Genomic DNA, 19,824 nt, shown 5'->3' on the forward strand with positions numbered 1-19,824 from the left:
CGACTGGGCAGTTCCCTAGGCATTACTCACCCGTCCGCCGCTCGTCAGCAAAGTAGCAAGCTACTTCCTGTTACCGCTCGACTTGCATGTGTTAGGCCTGCCGCCAGCGTTCAATCTGAGCCATGATCAAACTCTTCAATTAAAGTTTTTGTGCTCCAAACCCCGTTAAGAGTTTAGAACGACTCAATGAATTCTACTGTTTCTCATTCACTGCGTTCATAAAGAAGCAGTAAACTCGATACTTACACTCTTGTAAAACATGAGCATAAGACATATTGCTATGAACACTCTTCACTATTGCTAGTGACAAATTGCATTGAGAAATAAATCGTTTTCGATTAACTCAATACCTGTGAGTGTCCNCGTTCATAAAGAAGCAGTAAACTCGATACTTACACTCTTGTAAAACATGAGCATAAGACATATTGCTATGAACACTCTTCACTATTGCTAGTGACAAATTGCATTGAGAAATAAATCGTTTTCGATTAACTCAATACCTGTGAGTGTCCACACAGATTACTTGATAAATTGTTAAAGAGCGTTAGCCCATCTCGTCTTTCCGAGTGGCTAGGGCTGCGTATTCTACGCATTCCCGTGGTCGCGTCAAGCAGTTTTTGCAAACTTTTTGATGCGGCATCTTTCGATGCCAGACAATTTGTAACCTAGGCTACATCATGCTTTCAGCTTCATGTTTGATGCTGTGCCGTGTCAGTGGATGCGCATTATAGGGTGTTCTAAAAAGGGCGCAAGGGCTTTTTAAAAGATCGGCGATCGCTAGCCGATCTTTTAATCATTGTGCTGTTTTTTGGGGCGTTATGAGGTTTTTTCAGTCAATGCGATTGAATTAATAGTTACATTAGCCATGATCTAAGTTCGTTTTTTCATCAATACACTAGTGTAATTTCAAATAATTCATTACCATATACGAGCTGTTAACAGTTAATTATCAATTCTTCAGAGAACATATATATGCAAAAGCCATTTCTTACTGTTTTGATTGTCGCCATTATTGGCGCATTGGCAATATCTCAGTTCACGCCAGACTTGTATTCTGCAATCGCATTTTTCACTGGTGCTATTATTGCGAGCGTTATTTTCACCCTTCAATCTTCTAACTCAGCCTCAAACTCTAATGCACAATATAAAGGCCCAACCATGACGTTATACGTTGGGAATTTGCCTTACCGTGTTCATGAAGGCGAAGTTAAAGAGTTATTTGGTAAATATGGACCGGTTAATTCCGTTCGCTTAGTTCGCGATCGTAAGACCGGGCGTCGTAAAGGTTTCGGATTTATTGAGATGTCTGAAGCTGGTGCGAAAAAAGCCATGAACAAGCTTAATGAATTTGACTTCCAAGAACGCACTTTAAAAGTTCGTGAAGCCAAATCTCAGGATGCTGAAAAATCGGATAAGGAATAATTTAAGTCGTTTCATCCTTATTTGATATAAAAGAGCATTAGTCGATTTAGCCCATACTTCCTAATGGGCTTGTGTGAGTCAATCCATATTCGGCTAATGTTCTTTCCAACCCGCTGCAAATACTATTTGTCGTGTAAAGCGCTTTTGATCCCCTTTTCTGTCTATTCTTAATTGGCAGCTCGGCTAATAGGTTCTTCACTCTCGACGCTATTGCACTCGCCGAATCTAATAAGACAAGCTCCTCACCTAAATAACTTTGCAACTCCGCCTTTAAGATTGGGAAATGAGTACAGCCCAGTACTAAGGTATCGACGCCGGTTTGTTTAATCGGTTGCAATATCTGTTCTAGTCGTTGCCAATCAATTTCTTTTTGCGCCATTTTTGCTTCGGCCATCATGACTAATTCTGACGAGCCGAAACAAGTGACCTTACAGTCCGCAGCAAACTGCTTGATAAGCTGATGAGTATAATCTCGATTAACGGTTCCAGGTGTGGCTAACAATCCAATGCGTTTATTTTTAGATATTGCCGCGGCGGGTTTGATAGCCGGTACCACACCAACCACAGGCACATCCAGAATGTCACGTAAAGCAGGTAAGATTAATGTGCTGGCCGTATTACAGGCCACAACGACGATATCAGCCCCAAGTTGCTGTACCGCTCGGCCAATAATATCAACACACCCCTCGATTAAATGCTTTTCAGCCAGTTCGCCATAAGGCAATCGCGCATTATCGAACAAATAGATATAGTTTTCGTTAGGCAGAGTTTGCTTTATCTCTGACAAGATAGAGAGGCCACCCACACCGGAATCGAATACTAAAATATTTGCCGACAAACTCTGTTCTCCATAAGCCGAATTAAACAAGTACGGGAGTTTTTCCTCGCCAGAGCCAAATCAAAAAGTCTGATACTGGACATCAACGCTGGGTAGTATACTATTTGCGCCCCAATGATAGTAACGGTGTTTAAAAATGAATTTAGAAGCAATGGATCCTAACCAATACGAGCAGCAACTTAATGCTAAACGTGAGAAATTAGCACAACTATTTGCCGAATTTGACACCCCATCGTTGGAAATCTTCGCCTCAGAGCCAGAGCATTATCGTATGCGCGCCGAGTTTCGCGTTTGGCATCAGGATGAAGATCTTTACTACTATATGTTTGATAAGGCACTCAATCAAAAGGTCCGCTGCGAACAGTTTTTACCAGCAAGTCAGTTGATTAATCAAATGATGCCAGTCCTAATGGATGAACTTCGCCCTAATTCAGTGCTAAGACACAAGCTATTCCAAGTCGATTTTCTCTCTACACTCAGCGGTGAGATATTGATCTCCTTGCTGTATCACAAGCCATTAGATAGCCAATGGCAAGATGAAGCCATTGCTCTTAAACAGCGATTATCCACGCAGTTTAATGTCAATATTATTGGCCGGGCCCGCAAGCAGAAAATCGTTTTAGATAAAGATTATGTGGTTGAGTCATTACCCGTCGATGGCAAAACCTTGACCTACCAACAGGTAGAAAACAGCTTTACTCAGCCTAACGGCAAAGTCTGCATCAAGATGCTTGAATGGGCGATCGATATCACCAAGCAGAGCCGTGGCGATCTATTAGAGTTGTATTGTGGCAATGGCAACTTCTCTATCGCATTAGCGCCTAATTTCGAGAGAGTTTTAGCCACTGAGCTTGCCAAACCATCAGTAGATTCTGCGCAATATAATATTCAGGCTAATCAAATAGAGAATCTGCAAATTATCCGTATGTCGGCCGAAGACTTCACCGATGCACTCGCGAAGAAACGTAGCTATCGACGTCTCGAAGGTATCGACTTAGACAGCTACAACTGCAATACCATTTTCGTCGACCCACCACGTGCGGGTCTGGATGATAATACCTTGGCTATGGTGCAAGGCTACCAGCGCATTTTGTATATATCCTGTAATCCAAGCACCCTAATCGACAATCTGAAGGTGTTAGACAAGACGCATAAAATCACCCGCTTTGCTTTGTTCGATCAATTCCCTTACACCGACCACATGGAGTCTGGCGTACTTTTAGAGCTTAGATAACAATAAATTAGCAGCATAATGAGGCCTGCAAAATAACACCTGGGTACGGATCGGGGTACGGGAAACTAAAAGTATGAAAATCCCTAAGATATAAAGTTACAATCGTTAAGCAAGCTACTCAGCATTGTAAAATAGGAAAGGCCTGAGACTTATTAGACACTTGATACAGTAAATATTGAATAAAAAATACTTTATGAATCAAATTCAAACAAATACTATCTACACCTCTAGTGTAGATAGTATTTTTTGAACTCTTTCTTCATCGAGGTGATTTATCATTTCACGAATAGCATTATGCTCAATATCAATCCCCAAAGCACTTTTAGCAAGGTTTATAGCTTCATCTTTACAACCATGATGGTCATTTTCTAAAGTAACAATTATTTTTACTAGAGTTTCTTGCGCTGATCTATCCATGTCGATATTCCTACCTAATCTACTGATTATGCATAAGAGTGAAGATAGCACATTACAGAAATTATCGATTTACTCAATACAAATTGTCATCGAAAAGTGAAAGTTAACTCTGATACAATTAAAATTCACTAACTTTTCGACTATATCGCTCTCAATCTACCCGAGAGCATCAGTAGCTAGCGCACAATTTCTGGTATATAATGCCTATCAGCAAATTACTTCTAAAGGCTTACTGAGAATTATGACCATAGAAATCTATAAAGAATTTACCTTTGAATCTGCACATAAACTTCCAAATGTACCTGCAGACCATAAGTGTGGAAGATTACATGGTCACTCATACAGAGTAAGAATACACCTAACTGGTGAACCGAATGAGCAACTTGGTTGGTTCATTGATTTTGGCGATTTAAAAAAAATCTTTAAACCTATATATGAGCAACTGGATCACAGGTATCTCAATGACATCGAAGGACTAGAAAACCCTACAGCAGAAGTCATAGCTGTTTGGATATGGGATCGACTAGTTAAAAATTTACCACAGCTAAGTGCAATTGAACTAATGGAAACATGTACAAGCGGTGTTGTTTATCGAGGTAAATAATCTTGAAAGTTCATTTAATCACTAACTGCACCAATAACAAACGAAACCATCTTGATAACAAAATATCCTTTAGTGATATTTTGAATAAAGAGGCGCCAGATGTCCAAGACTGGGTTCAAGCAACTGCAAATAATCAAAGCAGAGATTTGGCAATAAATACATATGCAGGGGACCATTGGAAAGTTGTTAGAGACCTACACTCGAAAGATATTCCTGTCTGGGTGTTATCTGCTGGATTTGGTTTTATCTCTTCTCAAGACGAAATCTGTTCCTATGACGCTACATTTAGTACTGGTGTAACAAATTCAGTAAGTCGTTTTGCAAACACCACTAACAATCTTAGCGACAATATTACTTGGTGGAATCATCTTCACGCCAATAGAGAATGTAAATACCAATATGATCTAAGTTCCATGGTTAAAAAGCACAAACATGATTTTTTCTGTATTTCTGCTTCACCACAGTATTTGAAAGTAATCTTGCCAGAACTTTTAACATTAGCTGAAGATATGCACATAACAGCAGAAAACACAATTATCATTTCTAGTAAGATTGAATTGCCTCAGAAATTAAAGCCATTTCACATACTCTCTACCGAGGATTTTTGTGAGCAACTTCAGGGAAGTAGAGTATCTCTTAACATTCGACTAGCTAGGTATTTGCTCGAAAAAATTAAAACAAGTAATGAATTTAGCAAACAAGCAAAAAACGAATATCTAAAATTAAAACAGATATCACAACCTGCTAAAAAATTTGACCGCAAAAAAATGTCTGATAATGAGGTTAGTAACTATATCAATGAAAAACTTAAGTCCGCATCTGCGAAGCCTTCAGCAACAACCTTATTAGCTGAATTTAGAAATGAAGGCTATGCCTGCGAACAAAAAAGATTTGGAAAAATCTTTAAACACACAAGAGAGTTGTAAGTGAACAAAGTTAAATTTTACTTCCCTGATAGTCATGATTACGTAGATCCAACTTTTGACTTTGAAAATGAAACTAATAATGAACATAGAGTTATCCAACGAGATGACAAATATGCTCACGAAATTTTTTCTCGACCTGTTTATGATGGAATCCTAGTATCTAAAGCGGTCGTAGATGGAATTAGTGGTGTAAAGGGCAAGTATTCTGTAGCACAAAGACAGCGCTTTTTTAGAGAAGGTATCTATCGCTTCTTCAGACTACCAAAATCGTATTCAACAATCGGCGATTGTGGTGCCTTCAGCTATGCAAATGAAGAAGTTCCACCGTACTCCATTCATGATGTAGTAGAGTTTTATGTAAATGCAGGATTTACTAATGGTATTTCACTTGATCACATTATATTTGACTTTGCAAAATCAATAACTGAATCACAAAAAAAGTTCAGCCCCGAACAGTTAACTGAATTTAAAAGAAGGAAAGAAATAACATTAGATCTTGCACATGAATTCTACAACGAAAGTCAGTCACAATCATATGAAGCATACGGAGTTGCTCACGGTTGGAATCCTGAATCCTATGCTGATTCTGTTAGCGATTTACAATCCATGGGTTACAAAAGAATTGCTCTCGGTGGCATGATTCCACTCAAGACTCAAGACATTCTGTCTATACTCGAGAAGACAGCTGAAATCAAAAAAGCAGATACACAATTTCATCTTCTTGGCATCAATAGATTAAATCATATTCAAGAGTTTTCTTCTCTAGGAGTTAGTAGTTTTGACTCTACGGCCCCCTTAATGCAGGGCCTTAAAGATGATAAATTTAATTACCATACTCATGCTGATGACTATACATCAATTTCAGTCCCACAAGTTGAAGCAAATAATTCAATGCGCAAATTGGTTTCTTCAGGTACCGTTGATCACGATGAAGCCAAAAGATTAGAAAAAGCTTGTTTAAAAGCTCTTATTAGTTTTGCTAAGGGTGAGGTAGAGCAAAAATCAGTCTTAGATACCTTATGTGAATATGAAAAGTTGTATAACACTAAAAAATCACGTCGCGAAGCAATGGAAAAAGCTTTAACAGATCAGCCATGGAAAAATTGTAATTGCGATATATGCAAAGATATTGGTATCCATGTCATCCTCAAAAGAGGAGCTGCACGAAACAGGCGAAGAGGTTTTCACAATTTGTATATAGCATATCAAAAACTTCAACATCAGCTTTCCCTAATGAAATAGGAATATTCAATGACCGAATTACGAGTTCCCGCGCTAAAAATTAAGCAAGGGCCAGGACGAGAACTATTTAGCTTTTCGGTAAAAGGCAAAGATATAGAATCTATCGCTGCAATATCAAGAGTGAAAAGGCATGAGAATGAATTAGTTGGGTATCAACGACCAGAGGTATCTACGCATATTCGCGAAATAAAAAGATACTTGGAATCAGATAATCCTATGATTCCAAATGCTCTCGTTATTGCATTTGATGATAGAGTTAAATTCGAGCCTATCAACAATGGTAATAATGAGTTTGGATATTTAGTTATACCCATTGCAGTAAATGATGAAGATAAGCCAGGCTGGGTCGTTGATGGTCAGCAAAGGGCTGCCGCTTTGAGAGAAGCTGAAATTGGTGATTTTCAAATGCCAGTGAGTGCATTTATTACTAATGATGCGCAAGAACAGCGTGAACAGTTTATTTTAGTTAACTCAACAAAGCCGCTTCCTAAAGGCCTCATTTACGAATTATTACCATACACAGAGACAAAATTAGCCGTTGCTTTGCAAAAGAAAAGGTTCCCGGCTCAACTGCTAGATAGACTTAATCATGGAGAAGAATCTCCAATGAAAGGAATGATTAAAACAGCAACAAACCCTAGCGGATTTATAAAAGATAACTCTATTCTAAAGTTGATAGAAAGTAGTCTAAGTGAGGGAGCCCTTTATCGCTTTAGAGATCCTGAAACGGGAAAGGGCGATGTTGATAAGATGCTCGATCTTATCTGCAACTTCTGGGAGGCCGTTGCTGATGTATTCCCAGATGCTTGGGGAGTTAACCCAAAAAATTCGCGACTCATGCATGGTGCAGGTATCACCGCAATGGGCCATCTAATGGACGCTATTTCAGAAAGATATCATAGTGAAGAGCGTGAAGATGTCACATCTTATAGCCACTTCAAAGCAGATTTAGGGCAACTTAGCCAATATTGTAAGTGGACCAATGGCTATTGGGACTTTGGAACTGACCAAAAAGTCAAGTGGAATCAGCTTCAAAATATTAGCAAAGATATTCAAATTTTAACCAATTATCTACTTAGAAAATATCGAACTGAAGTTTGGGGTTAGCACGCACAGTTATATCAACGTATAATATAATAAGTATTTTTACATTTTACAGCTTATGGTTAAGATTAATCATCGTTACTTACGTAACGATGATTAATCTTAACGCCTAAGGCATAATATTTCTGATAAATAATATACTAATCGCTCTCTTCAACAGTCAAACTAGAGTTAACCTTCAGGTAAACGACTGGCGATTCAAAAAATAGTAATTATAGTTTCCTATTATCATGCTCATCCTCTATTGAAAAGAGTAAATCCTCGATTAATGCGTTCCTTTCTCGATTTGATTCTACAGGATTTAACCTACAGAACTTTACCGCTTGAGCAAACTTATCTACACCTAATATATCCACAGATTCAGTAAGCAATTGTTTATCTAATGAGAATATCTTTACATAGTGAATGATTGCAGATGATACATCTTTAAATTGTAAACCATCAAATTCAAAAGAATTAGTCTCATATTGAAAGTCTAGAGGCAAACTATCAATGCATAATTCCCAACCAGAAAAGTTGACCCTCTCTTTAGCTATTAAATACATACTCCAGGCACTTTGTCTAAAACCAGATAACGCAGCGCAATCAAAATCAGATTCTTGAAGTTCAATTTCAGTCCAATTAGCACCAATACCCAGTTCTTTTTGGTACTTTAGAATAATTTTATCCTTAACCTCCCTTCGTAATTCATCTACTGACAGAGCATTAATTTTTAATGATATTTGGTAACATTCAGTACAAGAAGGGATAGAGATTGGATCATGTGAAATACTTTCGAAATCAATTTCATCAGAAGGGAAGCAAACTGCCTCACCTGATGGTTCCCCACAAAACCAACATATATGTCTAAAATTAAATGGAGTATCAATTGGATTATGCATATTTTACCTTTCTTAGTTTCGCCACTCCAGTATCTAACTAAAAGGTGTCTAGGAAATCACTGGCGATTCAGTTATTAAATAGTTAGCTACATTTGACTCCACCTGTTGCCAAAGTTTTCGCAATGGTACTTGCGCTTTTATTGAAAGCTTAATTTTGACAGGCGATGCCTCAAGCCATTCATACAAACTCATCAACTCCAACTCATGGCAAGTTTGTGCATAATTCAGCACTCTACTAACAGTATGTTCTTGGTGTTCCAAATCGCTGACATCTAAAACTTCTACCAGCGTGATTTTCTGTGCATTGATGCTATTGTCTTGCTCAAGTAGGCTACTTAACCAAGTCTTGTCAACATAGTTACCAAGCTTTTCCATAAAGCCTTCGATATTTAAAGTGTATGCCAAAACAGCCCATAGATACCAGTCTAATTCAGCCTCAAAAGAGGGGGGCATAGTTAACAAAGGGGAAAACTCTTGTGCACTAACATAAAGAGCAGGCCAATCAATCTCAAAGCATTTTAGGGCTTCTTCATCTTCGCACGACTGATAAACTAGGGCATTCATAATGGCAGTCACCACACCACTGGAAATCACTTGGGACATCACGTTCCGCTCATGAGCAAATCGAACGATAGTTGACCACTTACTCTCTTTTTCAAGGAACATGAACTTCAATGTATCTTTGTTACGCCGTTCAAGTTCCTCTCTAGACATAATTTCACGATAGTGAGAGTCCATCAGGTCTAAATCACTATCTTTGTAAGCTTGGATAAACCCCTTAATCAGCATTCCTACCGATTTTTCTGAGTCATGCTTAATTACAGGCGAACTCTCGAAACGAGTGATCATTTCCTCTAGTGCTGATTGCATTTGTTCAAAGGCATACGGAATAAAATTCCAGTATTTCTCTTTGTCGAATTGAGTGTGTTGTCGGCTCCATATTGCAACCTTCAAGAAGCCATGTGGCCATTGTTCAAATAACACTGACTCGAATGGATACTCAGGAGATTTACACGGTCGTGCGTACTTGCAGCAAAACCTTGGCAATGCGCAGTTAATCCAATCTTTGGCGTGTTCCATCAACGCATCTGTTTCACATACCACATAAAAGGCAGGCTCTCCACCTTGTGGGTAACCAATGAGATACTTAATCTTACCAGGCTTAAGAAGAACTGATTTCGCTTGCTCGACTTTATCGTGATATTTGCTGTCAGGAGTAATCTTGTTATTACCTTGAAAAAAACCGAGCAGAATTGACTCAATACCAGTCATCATCGTCCTCCACACTTGTTTCCTTCGACAGTACTTCCTTAAAGTACAGATCCTCATAGGTATTTCTTTTTTCAGCAATTTGGGCGGGATTAGTGGTATACGTAATACACTCGTAATTTACCGTCGCTCCAAAATAAGTGAAGTTCATTGAGCCGCGGATCAGAGCGCAGTCAGTCAACAGCCCTTTTTCGTGTAGATCTTTCAGCTCCACCACTTTAAACCGAGAAGGATAATTGCAAAGATTTTGCTCTAGCTGACTCATCTTTTCTCTATTCTCTCTAATCGCTAATTTCAGCGTAGCGCCAGCCTCAACACAGTTTTGAAGAAGTTCGAAGAAATATACATGTCGGTGTCCCCATTTCGGGTTAACGGCGTCGAAGTTTCCTGTCGTGTTATCTAGAACCGGAAAATTGGAAATCCAAGGGCTTAATATATAGATCACACCAGGATTTATTGATTCCGCCACCAGCAAAGACGAAAGAAGATCCTTTATATGTGCTCGGCCAACTGCCTCTTTAGTTTCGATCGAGCGTTCATCTTGCACTATCATTGTAAAATGTCTCTCACTTCTACGGTCATATGAATCGAAGAGAATTGCGATTGCAATTTAGTTATACGTGGGTAGAACAGCATTTTGTTGTACTCCAGCATACTAACATTTAACAGGCTAACTACAGCCTTCACAGAACCTCTTTGCTTATCAGTAAACACCAAGGTACCTTTTCCCTTATCTTGCAAGGCATTTGACAATGTATCTTGCCAACCACCGCTCTCATCGTAGTTCACCAATGTTTCTATATTTGTAATAACTTTCGATAGCAATAGTCGCTCAGTTTTATTTTTGACGGCATTGAACTGGTTATAGAAGCCCAATTCTTGCTCACGGATCATTGCTCCCCGTTGCCACATGCGAGACTGAATACGATTTTTCTCACGGAAAATATCGCTATAAGTCCCACCCTGCTTGGCCGCAAGTAAGTAGGAAGCGATATGCAGTGGGATTTCCAGTTCACTTTGTTCCTCATAGTCAGTCCATTGCTTAAGGAGTTCAACCAGTAGCTGATCTGATTGTTTATTCGCACCACTTTTTAATACTCTCGAATATAAAACGCTCTCCCAAGTGTGAGTGGGTAATATGCCGAGTTTAGCGATCTCCTGCTTTAATCTTTTGGTGTTTTCAAAACGTTCAGCCAATGATTGCGCGCTACGCACCTGTTTAAGGCTGTTACGAAGTGAAACGTTACCTTTCAACTCATTTAGAAAATACTGCAGATCGAAATTCACTTGCTCGTATTCACCTATTTCAAAAGCATGTGTCAAATGACCAAGCGTGCGAAGTGGGTCTTCCTTAAACACCTCTCGAAACTTAGTGATATAGCCAATTCCACCAACTTCATTTTCGTTGACCCAGACGTTGAGTACATCGCCATCCCAACGATGATCCATGCAAAACGACTGTTCAGATACGTCTGATACTAGCTTCAGGAACATAGCATTAATACCACCGCACAAGGTTTGCCCTAGCAACTCTTTAGCCCAGGTGTAATAAGCAGCTTTCTCTGCATAATCAGGCTCAAGTCTTAATGCTCCTTTCATCACATGCAGGTTGTTTTCTTCGGCAAAGTACTCGGTTAGCCGTCTGTGAAGATCTTGTTCTTCATCGTTGCCATCCGCGGTTTCCCTCCTCTGGAAAAGCCCGTTAATAACACCGTTAGCAACTTGCTTTCCATCTTGAGAATAGAGGAACTCAAAGGTCATACCTAACGACAGCCCTTTCTGTTCACTCAAAACAAGCAAAGAACATATCAGGCACTCGAAAACCCAGTTTGCAAAGAAATAGTTATCCTTGTAGGCCTCTGAATTAACGAACTCATACTGAAGGTATTGGTAATATACGGCTTTTTTATTATGTTCGTGAAGAAGAAGACTCTTTATATCTTCCTCTGTAAATCTGAACGAAAACTTGACGCTATCTACCCATAACTTGGTACCAATGGCTGCAGGCTTTCCTTCAAGCGTCCATTTGAAATTGACGTTAGCATTATCACCATTAGTGAATGGAATACTCGCCTTTGCGCCTGTGCAGTAGCGCACGATCTCCAGAGGAGTCGAGTGGTCGTGAGTGAAAAACTCGATACCGCGCAGAACATTGTGCCACTCAGTATTTTCTGGTACTTCAATGCGACTATGTGAATTAGGTTCTGATATATCAAAATGCCATTGCAGAACACTACTGCTTTTGTTACCAAGCGCCGGATTAGTTGAGCGCTGAGTTCGAATAAACCTCGGCTGATATACCGGGATCAACTCACCATCAAACAGAATATCTTCCTGGTGAACCTGTTTACTAATACTGCCAAATGCTTCTTCGATATTGAACTCAACATCCAACGTCGTATCTGGCACTTTATTAAAGTCTGCCGGAATTAGCCAGTCCGGTACATTCCAAGCTTTCACCGTATAGCGCTTAGACATTCGGCCTGGCGCAAACTCTTTTAATGCTTGGAAAAAAGCCATTGACTCGCTGCTTGTGCGCGGTTCACTTTTGGTTGAGCGATCCAATGCAATAGTTAGTGATTGCGTATCCAGTGCGGAAAACAACTGCGAAGAAATATACTTCGGCATAGGGCCAGACTGCTTCTCGACTAAACCATCCCAACGTTTCCCTTTAGCCCCCCACTTAAACTGCAAGTTCTGCCGAAGTTCAGGCAAAAAGGACATCATTATTGAACGAGGCGGAGACCACATGACCACTTTGGCCTGTTCATCACTTAGGGCAAGCGTGTCTTGTAGATAGCTCGTCAACTGGCCTATTTTCACCTGTGATGCCATTACATCTGTAACGGCATTCTTAATTTGCTGAAGGCTATTCTCATGCGCAAGTTTACCTTCTCTGTCGATTCGGTTTGGCTCTCTTAGCACTGACCAAACATTTATGCGCTCCAATCGGTACTCTTTCACTAGCCACTCAAGCGTAGCGAGCGCAGCATGCATTTTATGTATATGAGAGTTTTCAATTGGCAACTTTGTCGTTTTTACCTTTGGATCAATTAATTGCTCGTACTGCTGAAATGCAATTCGGTCTCTGCCAAAATCTGACAATATGGTATACATCCACGGACGCATACCACGGCGTCTACCAGACCGCCCCTTACGTTGTAAATAAGAAGCAACGTTACGCGGTGCTTTATGCTGAATGACAAGGCCTACATCAGGGTCGTTATATCCCACTTCAAGAGAGGCTGTTGCAACCACCACGTTGGCAGCTTGATTAACCCCACTGTCTTGGCTAGATGTTCTTTCTACCAGTGTTGATTCAGACAAATTATGGCCAATCTCTTCAGCAGAAGACCAATCCAGGCCTAACAACTTTTGAAGTTCTTGGTCATAGTTTGGGTGGCGAGATGAACGCAGCCAAGCAAGTGGCGAATCGTCCCCATCTCTGGGTCTTAATTCACCGTAGAAATCTTTCTTGCCTTCTGCATCGAGATAGTCGTTATAAAGGCGATTAATTACATCAAGGTCATCAGTAAACACAAATGCTTTCTGCCCAAAGATACCTTGAGATATGTTCTTATCTAGGCCTTGGTGCCTATCTAGCATACGACTTCCCAGCATGGTTGCCTGAATCGTGGCTGATAACAACCCTGTTTGAGATGCAGGATCCCCCCGTAGCGCTAACATATATTCAGCGCCTTCTTCCTCTAATTCATGGTCGAATGACTCTACCAACTCGGTGAAATGGGATTTAGTGCCTGTCAAATCTGCAAAAAAGTTCTTCGCGTCTGCCAAGGTTGCTGATAAGCCGACAAAATGCGGTTTGATACCACTGAACTTCATCCAGCGCTTTAGAAGATACGATGTTTGTGCTCCCGTACTCCCTGCATAGGTATGCACTTCATCTAGCAACACCAAAGGTATCGATTTTTGCTCTCGGGTGACACCGAAAAGATGATTGAAGTAACCGTCACTAAGACGCTGATTGAGCATTTCTGTCGTTGTAAAGAGGATATCAGGTGGTGACTTTCTCACGCGCTCTCTTGTAGCCAGAATTTCATCTTCGGCCAATACTGTGTTGCAGGAGTCGCAAACAACCTGTTTAGTGCCTTTGCGGAAACTAAGTGTGCTACCACAATGTTTTCCATTTGGTTTTTGCGGGCACACCATGACCTTAAACTCATCGCCATCTTTCGCAAAGTTTTCAGAAAAAGTATCGCCGTAGAAGGTGCCTATCGATATCTTGCGTTTGCCTTTCGAAAGTAAATAGTCATCCAGTTTGCGCGCTTCTTTGTAGGTCTCAGAAAACTGATCTTTCAGCAATTCCTTTCTAGGATAAATCGCTAGAATTCTAACTCGATGCTGAGCATCTTGGAGCAGATTTGCTGCCAACTTGGTCATAGCAGGGAGGTAGAAGGAGAGTGTTTTACCGCTACCCGTTCCGGCACAAACGATTGTTGCACTGGCTTCCAATGTATTCTTATATTTATGCTTATCAAATTTTTCCAGAATACGCTCAGTTGAGCGCACCTGAAAACCAGACAACTTAAACCAGTCATCTCCATTTTTTAGAAGATTACTAAGTATGACCTTCTCATCTGCTGTGTTAAATAATCGGTTTTGTTCCCAATTATCAATCAGCGTTTTAGCATGGTGATCTCGCTTTGGATATTTACGCGCCCGTTTTAAGAAGCGAAAGTCAGAGATCAGAGGTTTGGTGTCCTCCGGACCTTTATTTCTAAACCACTGTCGTGAAAGTACCTGTAGTCGAACGGTTTCAGCCATTCTTGAGCGGTATTTCCCAGAGTCGACTTCAAATATAAAGCAACGACTTTTCAAGGCATCAAAATACTCATCGATAAAAATATCATTGATACCGCAATCTCGGATACTTTCCCTAACTTCAGATTCAATTGAAGAAACATCGATATCCCCCCAAGCTAAAAGTTCAGATTCCTTATTCTCAATCCGATCAAGCGCTTCAATCAGTTTTTGTATATCCATTAGGTAACTCATTAACGCTGCTTTATCACTAAGCTATTCAATTTATTATTATCGGCTAGCCATTGCATGACTTCAGGAGTCAACAAGGAAACAAGCGCTACACCACCGATCCGGTTCAGCTCATCAAAAAGTTTCTTCACACCTTCAGGCAAATCTTCGGTGTTCATTTCGCCTTTTAATTCAGCGCACTTTTGTGCAAGTTGCTGAATACGAAGCAATCGAACATTGTCGAAGTTGAAACAATTGACTTGCTCATCAAATTCTTTTTTTGCCTTGACATACCGGTCATAGAGAGCAACGTTGCCGTGCACTTTTTTCTGCTGTTCCAGAATGAACTGATCTACCTGTGCAAGGCTTATTTTCTCTTCAGACCAATCACGCCATATTTGTTGGTGAGTATCCGAATACAATTTCGCTGTTTGCTTGAGCGCCTCGGTTAACAAATAGAGTGTGTTTTTCTCATCCGATACGCTTTCGTGTTCAACTTCCGCCCAGAGCGGTTTGAAGGCCTTCAGATTCTCAGTCGCTTGTTGTAAGACATCTACTCCGCCTTCAACGACCAAGTCAACATCTTGGATGTTTTTTAGACACTCGTTTTTTTTGACTTCAGTTTCTACCCCTCCGACGGCTCCATCAATTCGCTCTGAAATTGTCTTCATTGAGTCTTTTATTTGTTCTAAATTGGCTGCATCTCTGTAATAAACAATCTCTTGCTGCAATTGTGCGAGTTGCTCTTTAAGACTCATGCTGACCTCCCAATGCCGCTAGACTTGCTTCTAGCACCGTCAATCGACTATTGATCGCTTGTTTATATTGTTCAACCTTGGTTGAGCCATTCTCGTGATTAAATTTCTTAATCATTCTGATAACTAGAGGGAAGATTGCTTGCCAATCTTCGAGCACCTCTTTCCACTTTTTCAGTTCTTGACCACTTATTTTGTGCAATAACTTCAACGGGTCATTAGTGTTTTCAAGCCCCAAAACAGATTTAGGTGTCTCCGAGCTTACGACTTTTTGTAACCCTTTAACTCTGTTGCGAACTGTTGCTAGTTGAACATGGTAGTTGGGTCTCATCTCGTCCGGGATCTGCTTGTAAATCAAATCTAACGACTCCAGCAGTTCCGTTAACTGCGCTTTGGTCTCAGTTCCATCTAGATACTGAGCAAACAGTTGCGTTTCTGTTCTCAACTCGCGAATGATAGGCAGTAGTTCGGAAGTGCTACTCGGTACTTCATTTACTTGCTTGAAGGCACCTTGGAAATCAATCGGGTGAATCGCATTATTCGTCCCTACTGAAACAGTACGTAGCCACTTGGCACGGTTGCTATCCCAGCCTTGAAGCCACCTGTCTAGCACCTCTTTGTGTCTGTCGTTGATCGGATCGGCTAGTCTATCCCTTATATGCTCAGAGCTAAGTAAGAGGTTACTGAGCCTCTGAGACTTAGCCGATAAATCAACGCCTAAATTTTTTGCTAGTGCAATTTGTTGCTCTAAAGGCCCAACACCCGATTGTTTAGCAACTCTGAGGCAAGTTTGCATTGCCGACGGTAGCCATTTACGCGCAAACTCCTGGTAATGAATGTAATCCTCAAAACCTTCTGGGTAGCCCCAACCTTTTGCTTGACCTGCTTTAGACTTTTCCGTCGGATTGTTTTCTGTAAAGCGTAAAATGGCCAACATCTGCCTTTTCAAATCCAATGACTCAAGCGAGACGGACAGTTCACTTGCTTCGAAGGCATTCACTACCTTCTTGTTGGAATTATTGGTAGCTGACCCCGGAACACCAATATTAATAATCGAGCGCTCTTTTAGAACAAATTCAAGCAAGCTCTTATTCTCTTGTGCCCCCCACTTGTTCGATTTATCAACGGAATAGTCAGCTAGACCTTTATGCAGTTCCAGCATTTGGTACAGGCCTTGTCGCAACTGATTACTCACCCGCTGATCTAACAGTGCTGTACCCGCAAACCACTCTTCCACTTTTTTCTTTAAGGGATCTTGTGCTTGGGTAGGCTTGGATTCCGCTTTTTGGAGTGTCCCCGGATTTTGATGTCTAGACGTAACAGGCGTTGGGGATGGTTCGACGACCGTGATTGTCCCTGTGGACTCCACGGTAGCATCTTCTTCAAACATTGACGTATCAAGACCAAATATTTGAGCTTGTCCTTTGCTTATTTGAGCAAAGTTATCCTCTGCGGAGTCCGCATCCGTATATAAAGACATAAAACCGACGAGTCTCTTCGCCATCTCTGAATTTGCAACATCACGTAAGATTTTTTGCGCTGTTTCGTCATGACGAAACTCATTCAATTGGCTTTCAAACCAGGCACTCGGATAATCTCCTTTTTGGAAACTCTTGTTGTGATCACGAAGTATGGCCAGCAAAACGTGTTGGATCGCGACGCGTGGATTGAAGCGATGACGTCCGCCACTAAAAACATGTTTTTGCGCCAGTTTTAAAATAGCCTGTCTATTGTAAGGAAATAACGAAATACCACTTGGTGAACATCCAAATTCTATAAGATTTTTTTCGTCAGAATCATTTAGTTCTTGATTCCAAAAAGGAATACCTTCATTTACTTTCGTTTCATCGGCAAACTTTGCAATACCAGCTAAACCATGACGAGCTGCGTTGATATATCGTGCACAAAAATCCAGAACATCGTCACCGGTAAAAGTCAGTTGCGGAAATTGCCGAATGTCATTATCTGACGGTAAGCGCCATTCATAGGTTCCCCGCGTCCAAATCGTACTTCTATGACTTTGATAGCTTTCCAGACCATCTGTTGCTGCGATAACAGACTTCATACGGCATAGAACCTGTTCGCCGTCGTTTTGATCTTGCTCCAACAAACTCTCAATCAAAACGTCATCAATTGCAGAAATCGCAGCAAGGTCTTCTACCAACACAACTAAGGTTTTATTTTCAGCCAAGAGGTGCTTACGGATCTCTTTAAACAAGTCCTGGAAGTTACCGGTACTAAACTGGAACAAGCGATTAAACATAAGCTTACATGCCCGTTCAATCGCCTGATTAGTAACAACCGCCGCCATTTTGCGTTTAGACTCATCAGACTCTAACTGAAGATTCGCGTACGCATTTTTTGCCTGACTACCAAGGTGAACCGAGACTTCTTCACTGGAAGAAAACAAAAAGTCGTTTTCAGACAAGTCAAAATGTTCGTTAAGAATATCTGCATAACTCTTACTTTCGATTAATCGCGAAACTCGATTATTGATAACAGACTTAGGCCCTGAAAACTTCGCCTTAATATGTGGATCAGCAAAAAAATGATCAAGTTGCGTCGCAAAATTAATTTGATCCCGGATTTGGGTCCTCTTTTCAGGCGTTAACTTCCCTTCTGTCTGAAGTGAACGCCCTTCATTTTTAAGTAGTTCAGGTTGAGCTTTTAATGCCTCATTGATGTGCGTAAATAGTAAGTCCCGGGTAGCTTCCTCGCTTAGTGAGTTACTCACCTGACCTATACGCTCACGGGCTTGCTCGAAAACCTCGCCTTCTAGCCCTTTCAACATGATATTCAGCACTTGAGAGAGGCTGGCATTTTTGGGTACACGAATAATGTGCCAGTTTTCTTCGATGGCCTTCGGGTGCGTCTTCGCTACAGCATGAAGCCAACGAATAAGGTGTGACTTACCACTGCCAGACTCTCCCAAAAGCGGAATGATGTCGTTCGTGCGAAGCAATCTCTCTAACAAATCTTGCTGAGTTTTCACTTCAGGTGTTTGGGTTGCATAGTCAGTTGCAATTAATTTTGTTGGATGGTGAACAGCAACTAGGAGTTTATCGCTCAGACGCTCAGCTTCACTAAGGATACAATCGTGAACATTGGCTTCGGTCGGCCAATAAGCTTGAATACTCATTACGCCACCTCACCAACAAATTGAATGTGTGTCACTTGCTTTACTGCAGATGTCGGGAGACTTAAATCAAAGCGTACAGTACTGTCTGAACGCACTTCCAGCCGAAGTAGTTTCAGATTTTCAAGCCGGAATAAGGCTAGGCTCAACGCAGACGACATTAACACGTTTCCATCGTTAAAGTTCATAGAAGGTCGAGTTGTGTTCAGATACTTAGGAAGCGCTTCTTGATAAGGCCCAGTATCAAATATTGGAAGTATGTGGTTTAACTTGTCCAGAAATTCCTGAATTGACAATGCAGATTGGTTTTTAAAGATGTCATTCAAGTACCACATTACAAATCTTGTTGGATCAACAATATAAGTATCTTTTCCAACTACCTCAAAAAAACCGAGAAGATGGCCGTAGTCCATAACACCAACTTCTTCTGATTTGTTGAAAGTAATTCTGATATCGCCACTTTGAACTGCACCTGACATCATTTCGCGAGCTTTACTTTGGATAAGAAAATTCTGGTTTTGAAAGTTAGACTCTTCTTGATATAAGAAAAAGCACATGGCAAAAACAAAAGTACTGAAATCCCGTGAGAGTTCCGCGTTATTTCTAAACTCATCCAGGGTTATGCGCAGATTTCCATCAGGGTAGTAATGGCTAGATATCACATCCAACACCCGCTTAGGCAAGTTCCGGTGTGTGGCCGTAAGATCATTGCTGCGGTAACCTTTTTCACCATTATCATCAATTTCAGAATCCCACAGGCCATATTCAGACCAGAAATCCAAAGACTCAGACATTTTATCTTTTGCATTGGTATTTATGCTGTAAGTTCCTGAATCATCCTTCACATTTCTCAAATAGAGAGACTCTGGCATTGTAGCGGTCAGTAATTGCGAACGTGGAAAGTATTTTCCTAGGTTTTTAGCACGATATTTCATCAGCAATTCATCGATAAGTAGCAGTGTTGGGATATGACTGCCTCGATTTGCATTATTTATAATTGCCAT

At 40.7% G+C, this 19,824-nt stretch carries 15 protein-coding genes and 1 rRNA gene; 6 read left to right on the forward strand and 10 right to left on the reverse strand.

What is annotated here, in order from left to right; translation table 11 throughout:
• Nucleotides 1-142 (reverse strand): 16S ribosomal RNA (locus L1D21_RS13745); the annotation flags it as partial.
• An 830-nt stretch (nucleotides 143-972) separates the two neighbouring features.
• Here L1D21_RS13745 and L1D21_RS13750 point away from each other — a divergent pair.
• A complete protein-coding gene (locus tag L1D21_RS13750; protein ID WP_239845845.1) occupies nucleotides 973-1,422 on the forward strand; it encodes an RNA-binding protein in 450 nt (149 codons plus the stop codon).
• Between the two features lie 46 nt (nucleotides 1,423-1,468).
• Here L1D21_RS13750 and murI read toward each other — a convergent pair whose 3' ends face one another.
• A complete protein-coding gene (gene murI / locus L1D21_RS13755) occupies nucleotides 1,469-2,260 on the reverse strand; it encodes a glutamate racemase (RefSeq protein ID WP_239845846.1) in 792 nt (263 codons plus the stop codon).
• A 136-nt stretch (nucleotides 2,261-2,396) separates the two neighbouring features.
• Between murI and trmA the strand changes: the two genes are divergently transcribed.
• The gene (gene trmA, locus L1D21_RS13760; RefSeq protein ID WP_239845847.1) at nucleotides 2,397-3,494 is read left to right on the forward strand and encodes a tRNA (uridine(54)-C5)-methyltransferase TrmA; all 1,098 of its coding nucleotides are present in this window, start codon (nucleotides 2,397-2,399) and stop codon (nucleotides 3,492-3,494) included.
• 219 nt (nucleotides 3,495-3,713) lie between these two features.
• Here the strand turns inward: trmA and L1D21_RS13765 are convergent, their stop codons facing one another.
• Nucleotides 3,714-3,911, reverse strand: a complete 198-nt coding sequence (locus L1D21_RS13765) for a hypothetical protein (RefSeq protein ID WP_239845848.1) — start codon at nucleotides 3,909-3,911, stop codon at nucleotides 3,714-3,716.
• Nucleotides 3,912-4,152: 241 nt separating this feature from the next.
• Between L1D21_RS13765 and queD the strand changes: the two genes are divergently transcribed.
• Genes queD through dbpB form a run of 4 tightly spaced genes read left to right on the forward strand, consistent with a single transcriptional unit; the run spans nucleotide 4,153 to nucleotide 7,790 of the window.
• Nucleotides 4,153-4,515 (forward strand): 6-carboxytetrahydropterin synthase QueD, encoded by a 363-nt coding sequence (queD, locus tag L1D21_RS13770; protein WP_239845849.1) that lies wholly within the window; start codon nucleotides 4,153-4,155, stop codon nucleotides 4,513-4,515.
• Between the two features lie 2 nt (nucleotides 4,516-4,517).
• Nucleotides 4,518-5,441: a hypothetical protein gene (locus tag L1D21_RS13775; protein ID WP_239845850.1), complete on the forward strand. Its 924-nt coding sequence runs from the start codon at nucleotides 4,518-4,520 to the stop codon at nucleotides 5,439-5,441.
• On the forward strand, nucleotides 5,442-6,683 hold the full coding sequence (gene dpdA, locus L1D21_RS13780) for a tRNA-guanine transglycosylase DpdA (RefSeq protein ID WP_239845851.1): 1,242 nt from the start codon (nucleotides 5,442-5,444) through the stop codon (nucleotides 6,681-6,683). It abuts the gene before it with no gap.
• A gap of 9 nt (nucleotides 6,684-6,692) precedes the next feature.
• A complete protein-coding gene (dbpB, locus tag L1D21_RS13785; RefSeq protein ID WP_239845852.1) occupies nucleotides 6,693-7,790 on the forward strand; it encodes a DGQHR domain-containing protein DpdB in 1,098 nt (365 codons plus the stop codon).
• Between the two features lie 209 nt (nucleotides 7,791-7,999).
• On the opposite strand, the gene L1D21_RS13790 is transcribed toward dbpB, so the two are convergent.
• Genes L1D21_RS13790 through dpdG form a run of 7 tightly spaced genes read right to left on the reverse strand, consistent with a single transcriptional unit; the run spans nucleotide 8,000 to nucleotide 19,824 of the window.
• Nucleotides 8,000-8,668: a hypothetical protein gene (locus L1D21_RS13790; RefSeq protein ID WP_239845854.1), complete on the reverse strand. Its 669-nt coding sequence runs from the start codon at nucleotides 8,666-8,668 to the stop codon at nucleotides 8,000-8,002.
• Between the two features lie 48 nt (nucleotides 8,669-8,716).
• Nucleotides 8,717-9,940: a hypothetical protein gene (locus L1D21_RS13795; RefSeq protein ID WP_239845855.1), complete on the reverse strand. Its 1,224-nt coding sequence runs from the start codon at nucleotides 9,938-9,940 to the stop codon at nucleotides 8,717-8,719.
• Nucleotides 9,927-10,490: a phospholipase D-like domain-containing protein DpdK gene (gene dpdK, locus L1D21_RS13800; RefSeq protein ID WP_239845856.1), complete on the reverse strand. Its 564-nt coding sequence runs from the start codon at nucleotides 10,488-10,490 to the stop codon at nucleotides 9,927-9,929. The genes L1D21_RS13795 and dpdK overlap by 14 nt, the downstream gene beginning before the upstream one ends.
• Nucleotides 10,487-14,941 carry a protein DpdJ gene (gene dpdJ / locus L1D21_RS13805; RefSeq protein WP_239845857.1) on the reverse strand — a complete coding sequence of 1,485 codons (4,455 nt, stop codon included), beginning with the start codon at nucleotides 14,939-14,941 and terminating at the stop codon, nucleotides 10,487-10,489. Before dpdJ ends, dpdK begins: the two co-directional genes overlap by 4 nt.
• Before the next feature lie 11 nt (nucleotides 14,942-14,952).
• On the reverse strand, nucleotides 14,953-15,687 hold the full coding sequence (gene dpdI, locus L1D21_RS13810; RefSeq protein WP_239845858.1) for a protein DpdI: 735 nt from the start codon (nucleotides 15,685-15,687) through the stop codon (nucleotides 14,953-14,955).
• Complete coding sequence (gene dpdH / locus L1D21_RS13815) at nucleotides 15,677-18,823, reverse strand: protein DpdH (protein ID WP_239845859.1); 3,147 nt, start codon at nucleotides 18,821-18,823, stop codon at nucleotides 15,677-15,679. Before dpdH ends, dpdI begins: the two co-directional genes overlap by 11 nt.
• The gene (gene dpdG, locus L1D21_RS13820; RefSeq protein WP_239845860.1) at nucleotides 18,823-19,824 is read right to left on the reverse strand and encodes a protein DpdG; all 1,002 of its coding nucleotides are present in this window, start codon (nucleotides 19,822-19,824) and stop codon (nucleotides 18,823-18,825) included. Before dpdG ends, dpdH begins: the two co-directional genes overlap by 1 nt.

The sequence above is a fragment of the Shewanella sp. Isolate11 genome (assembly GCF_022398315.1).
In the GTDB taxonomy this organism is placed as follows: domain Bacteria; phylum Pseudomonadota; class Gammaproteobacteria; order Enterobacterales; family Shewanellaceae; genus Shewanella.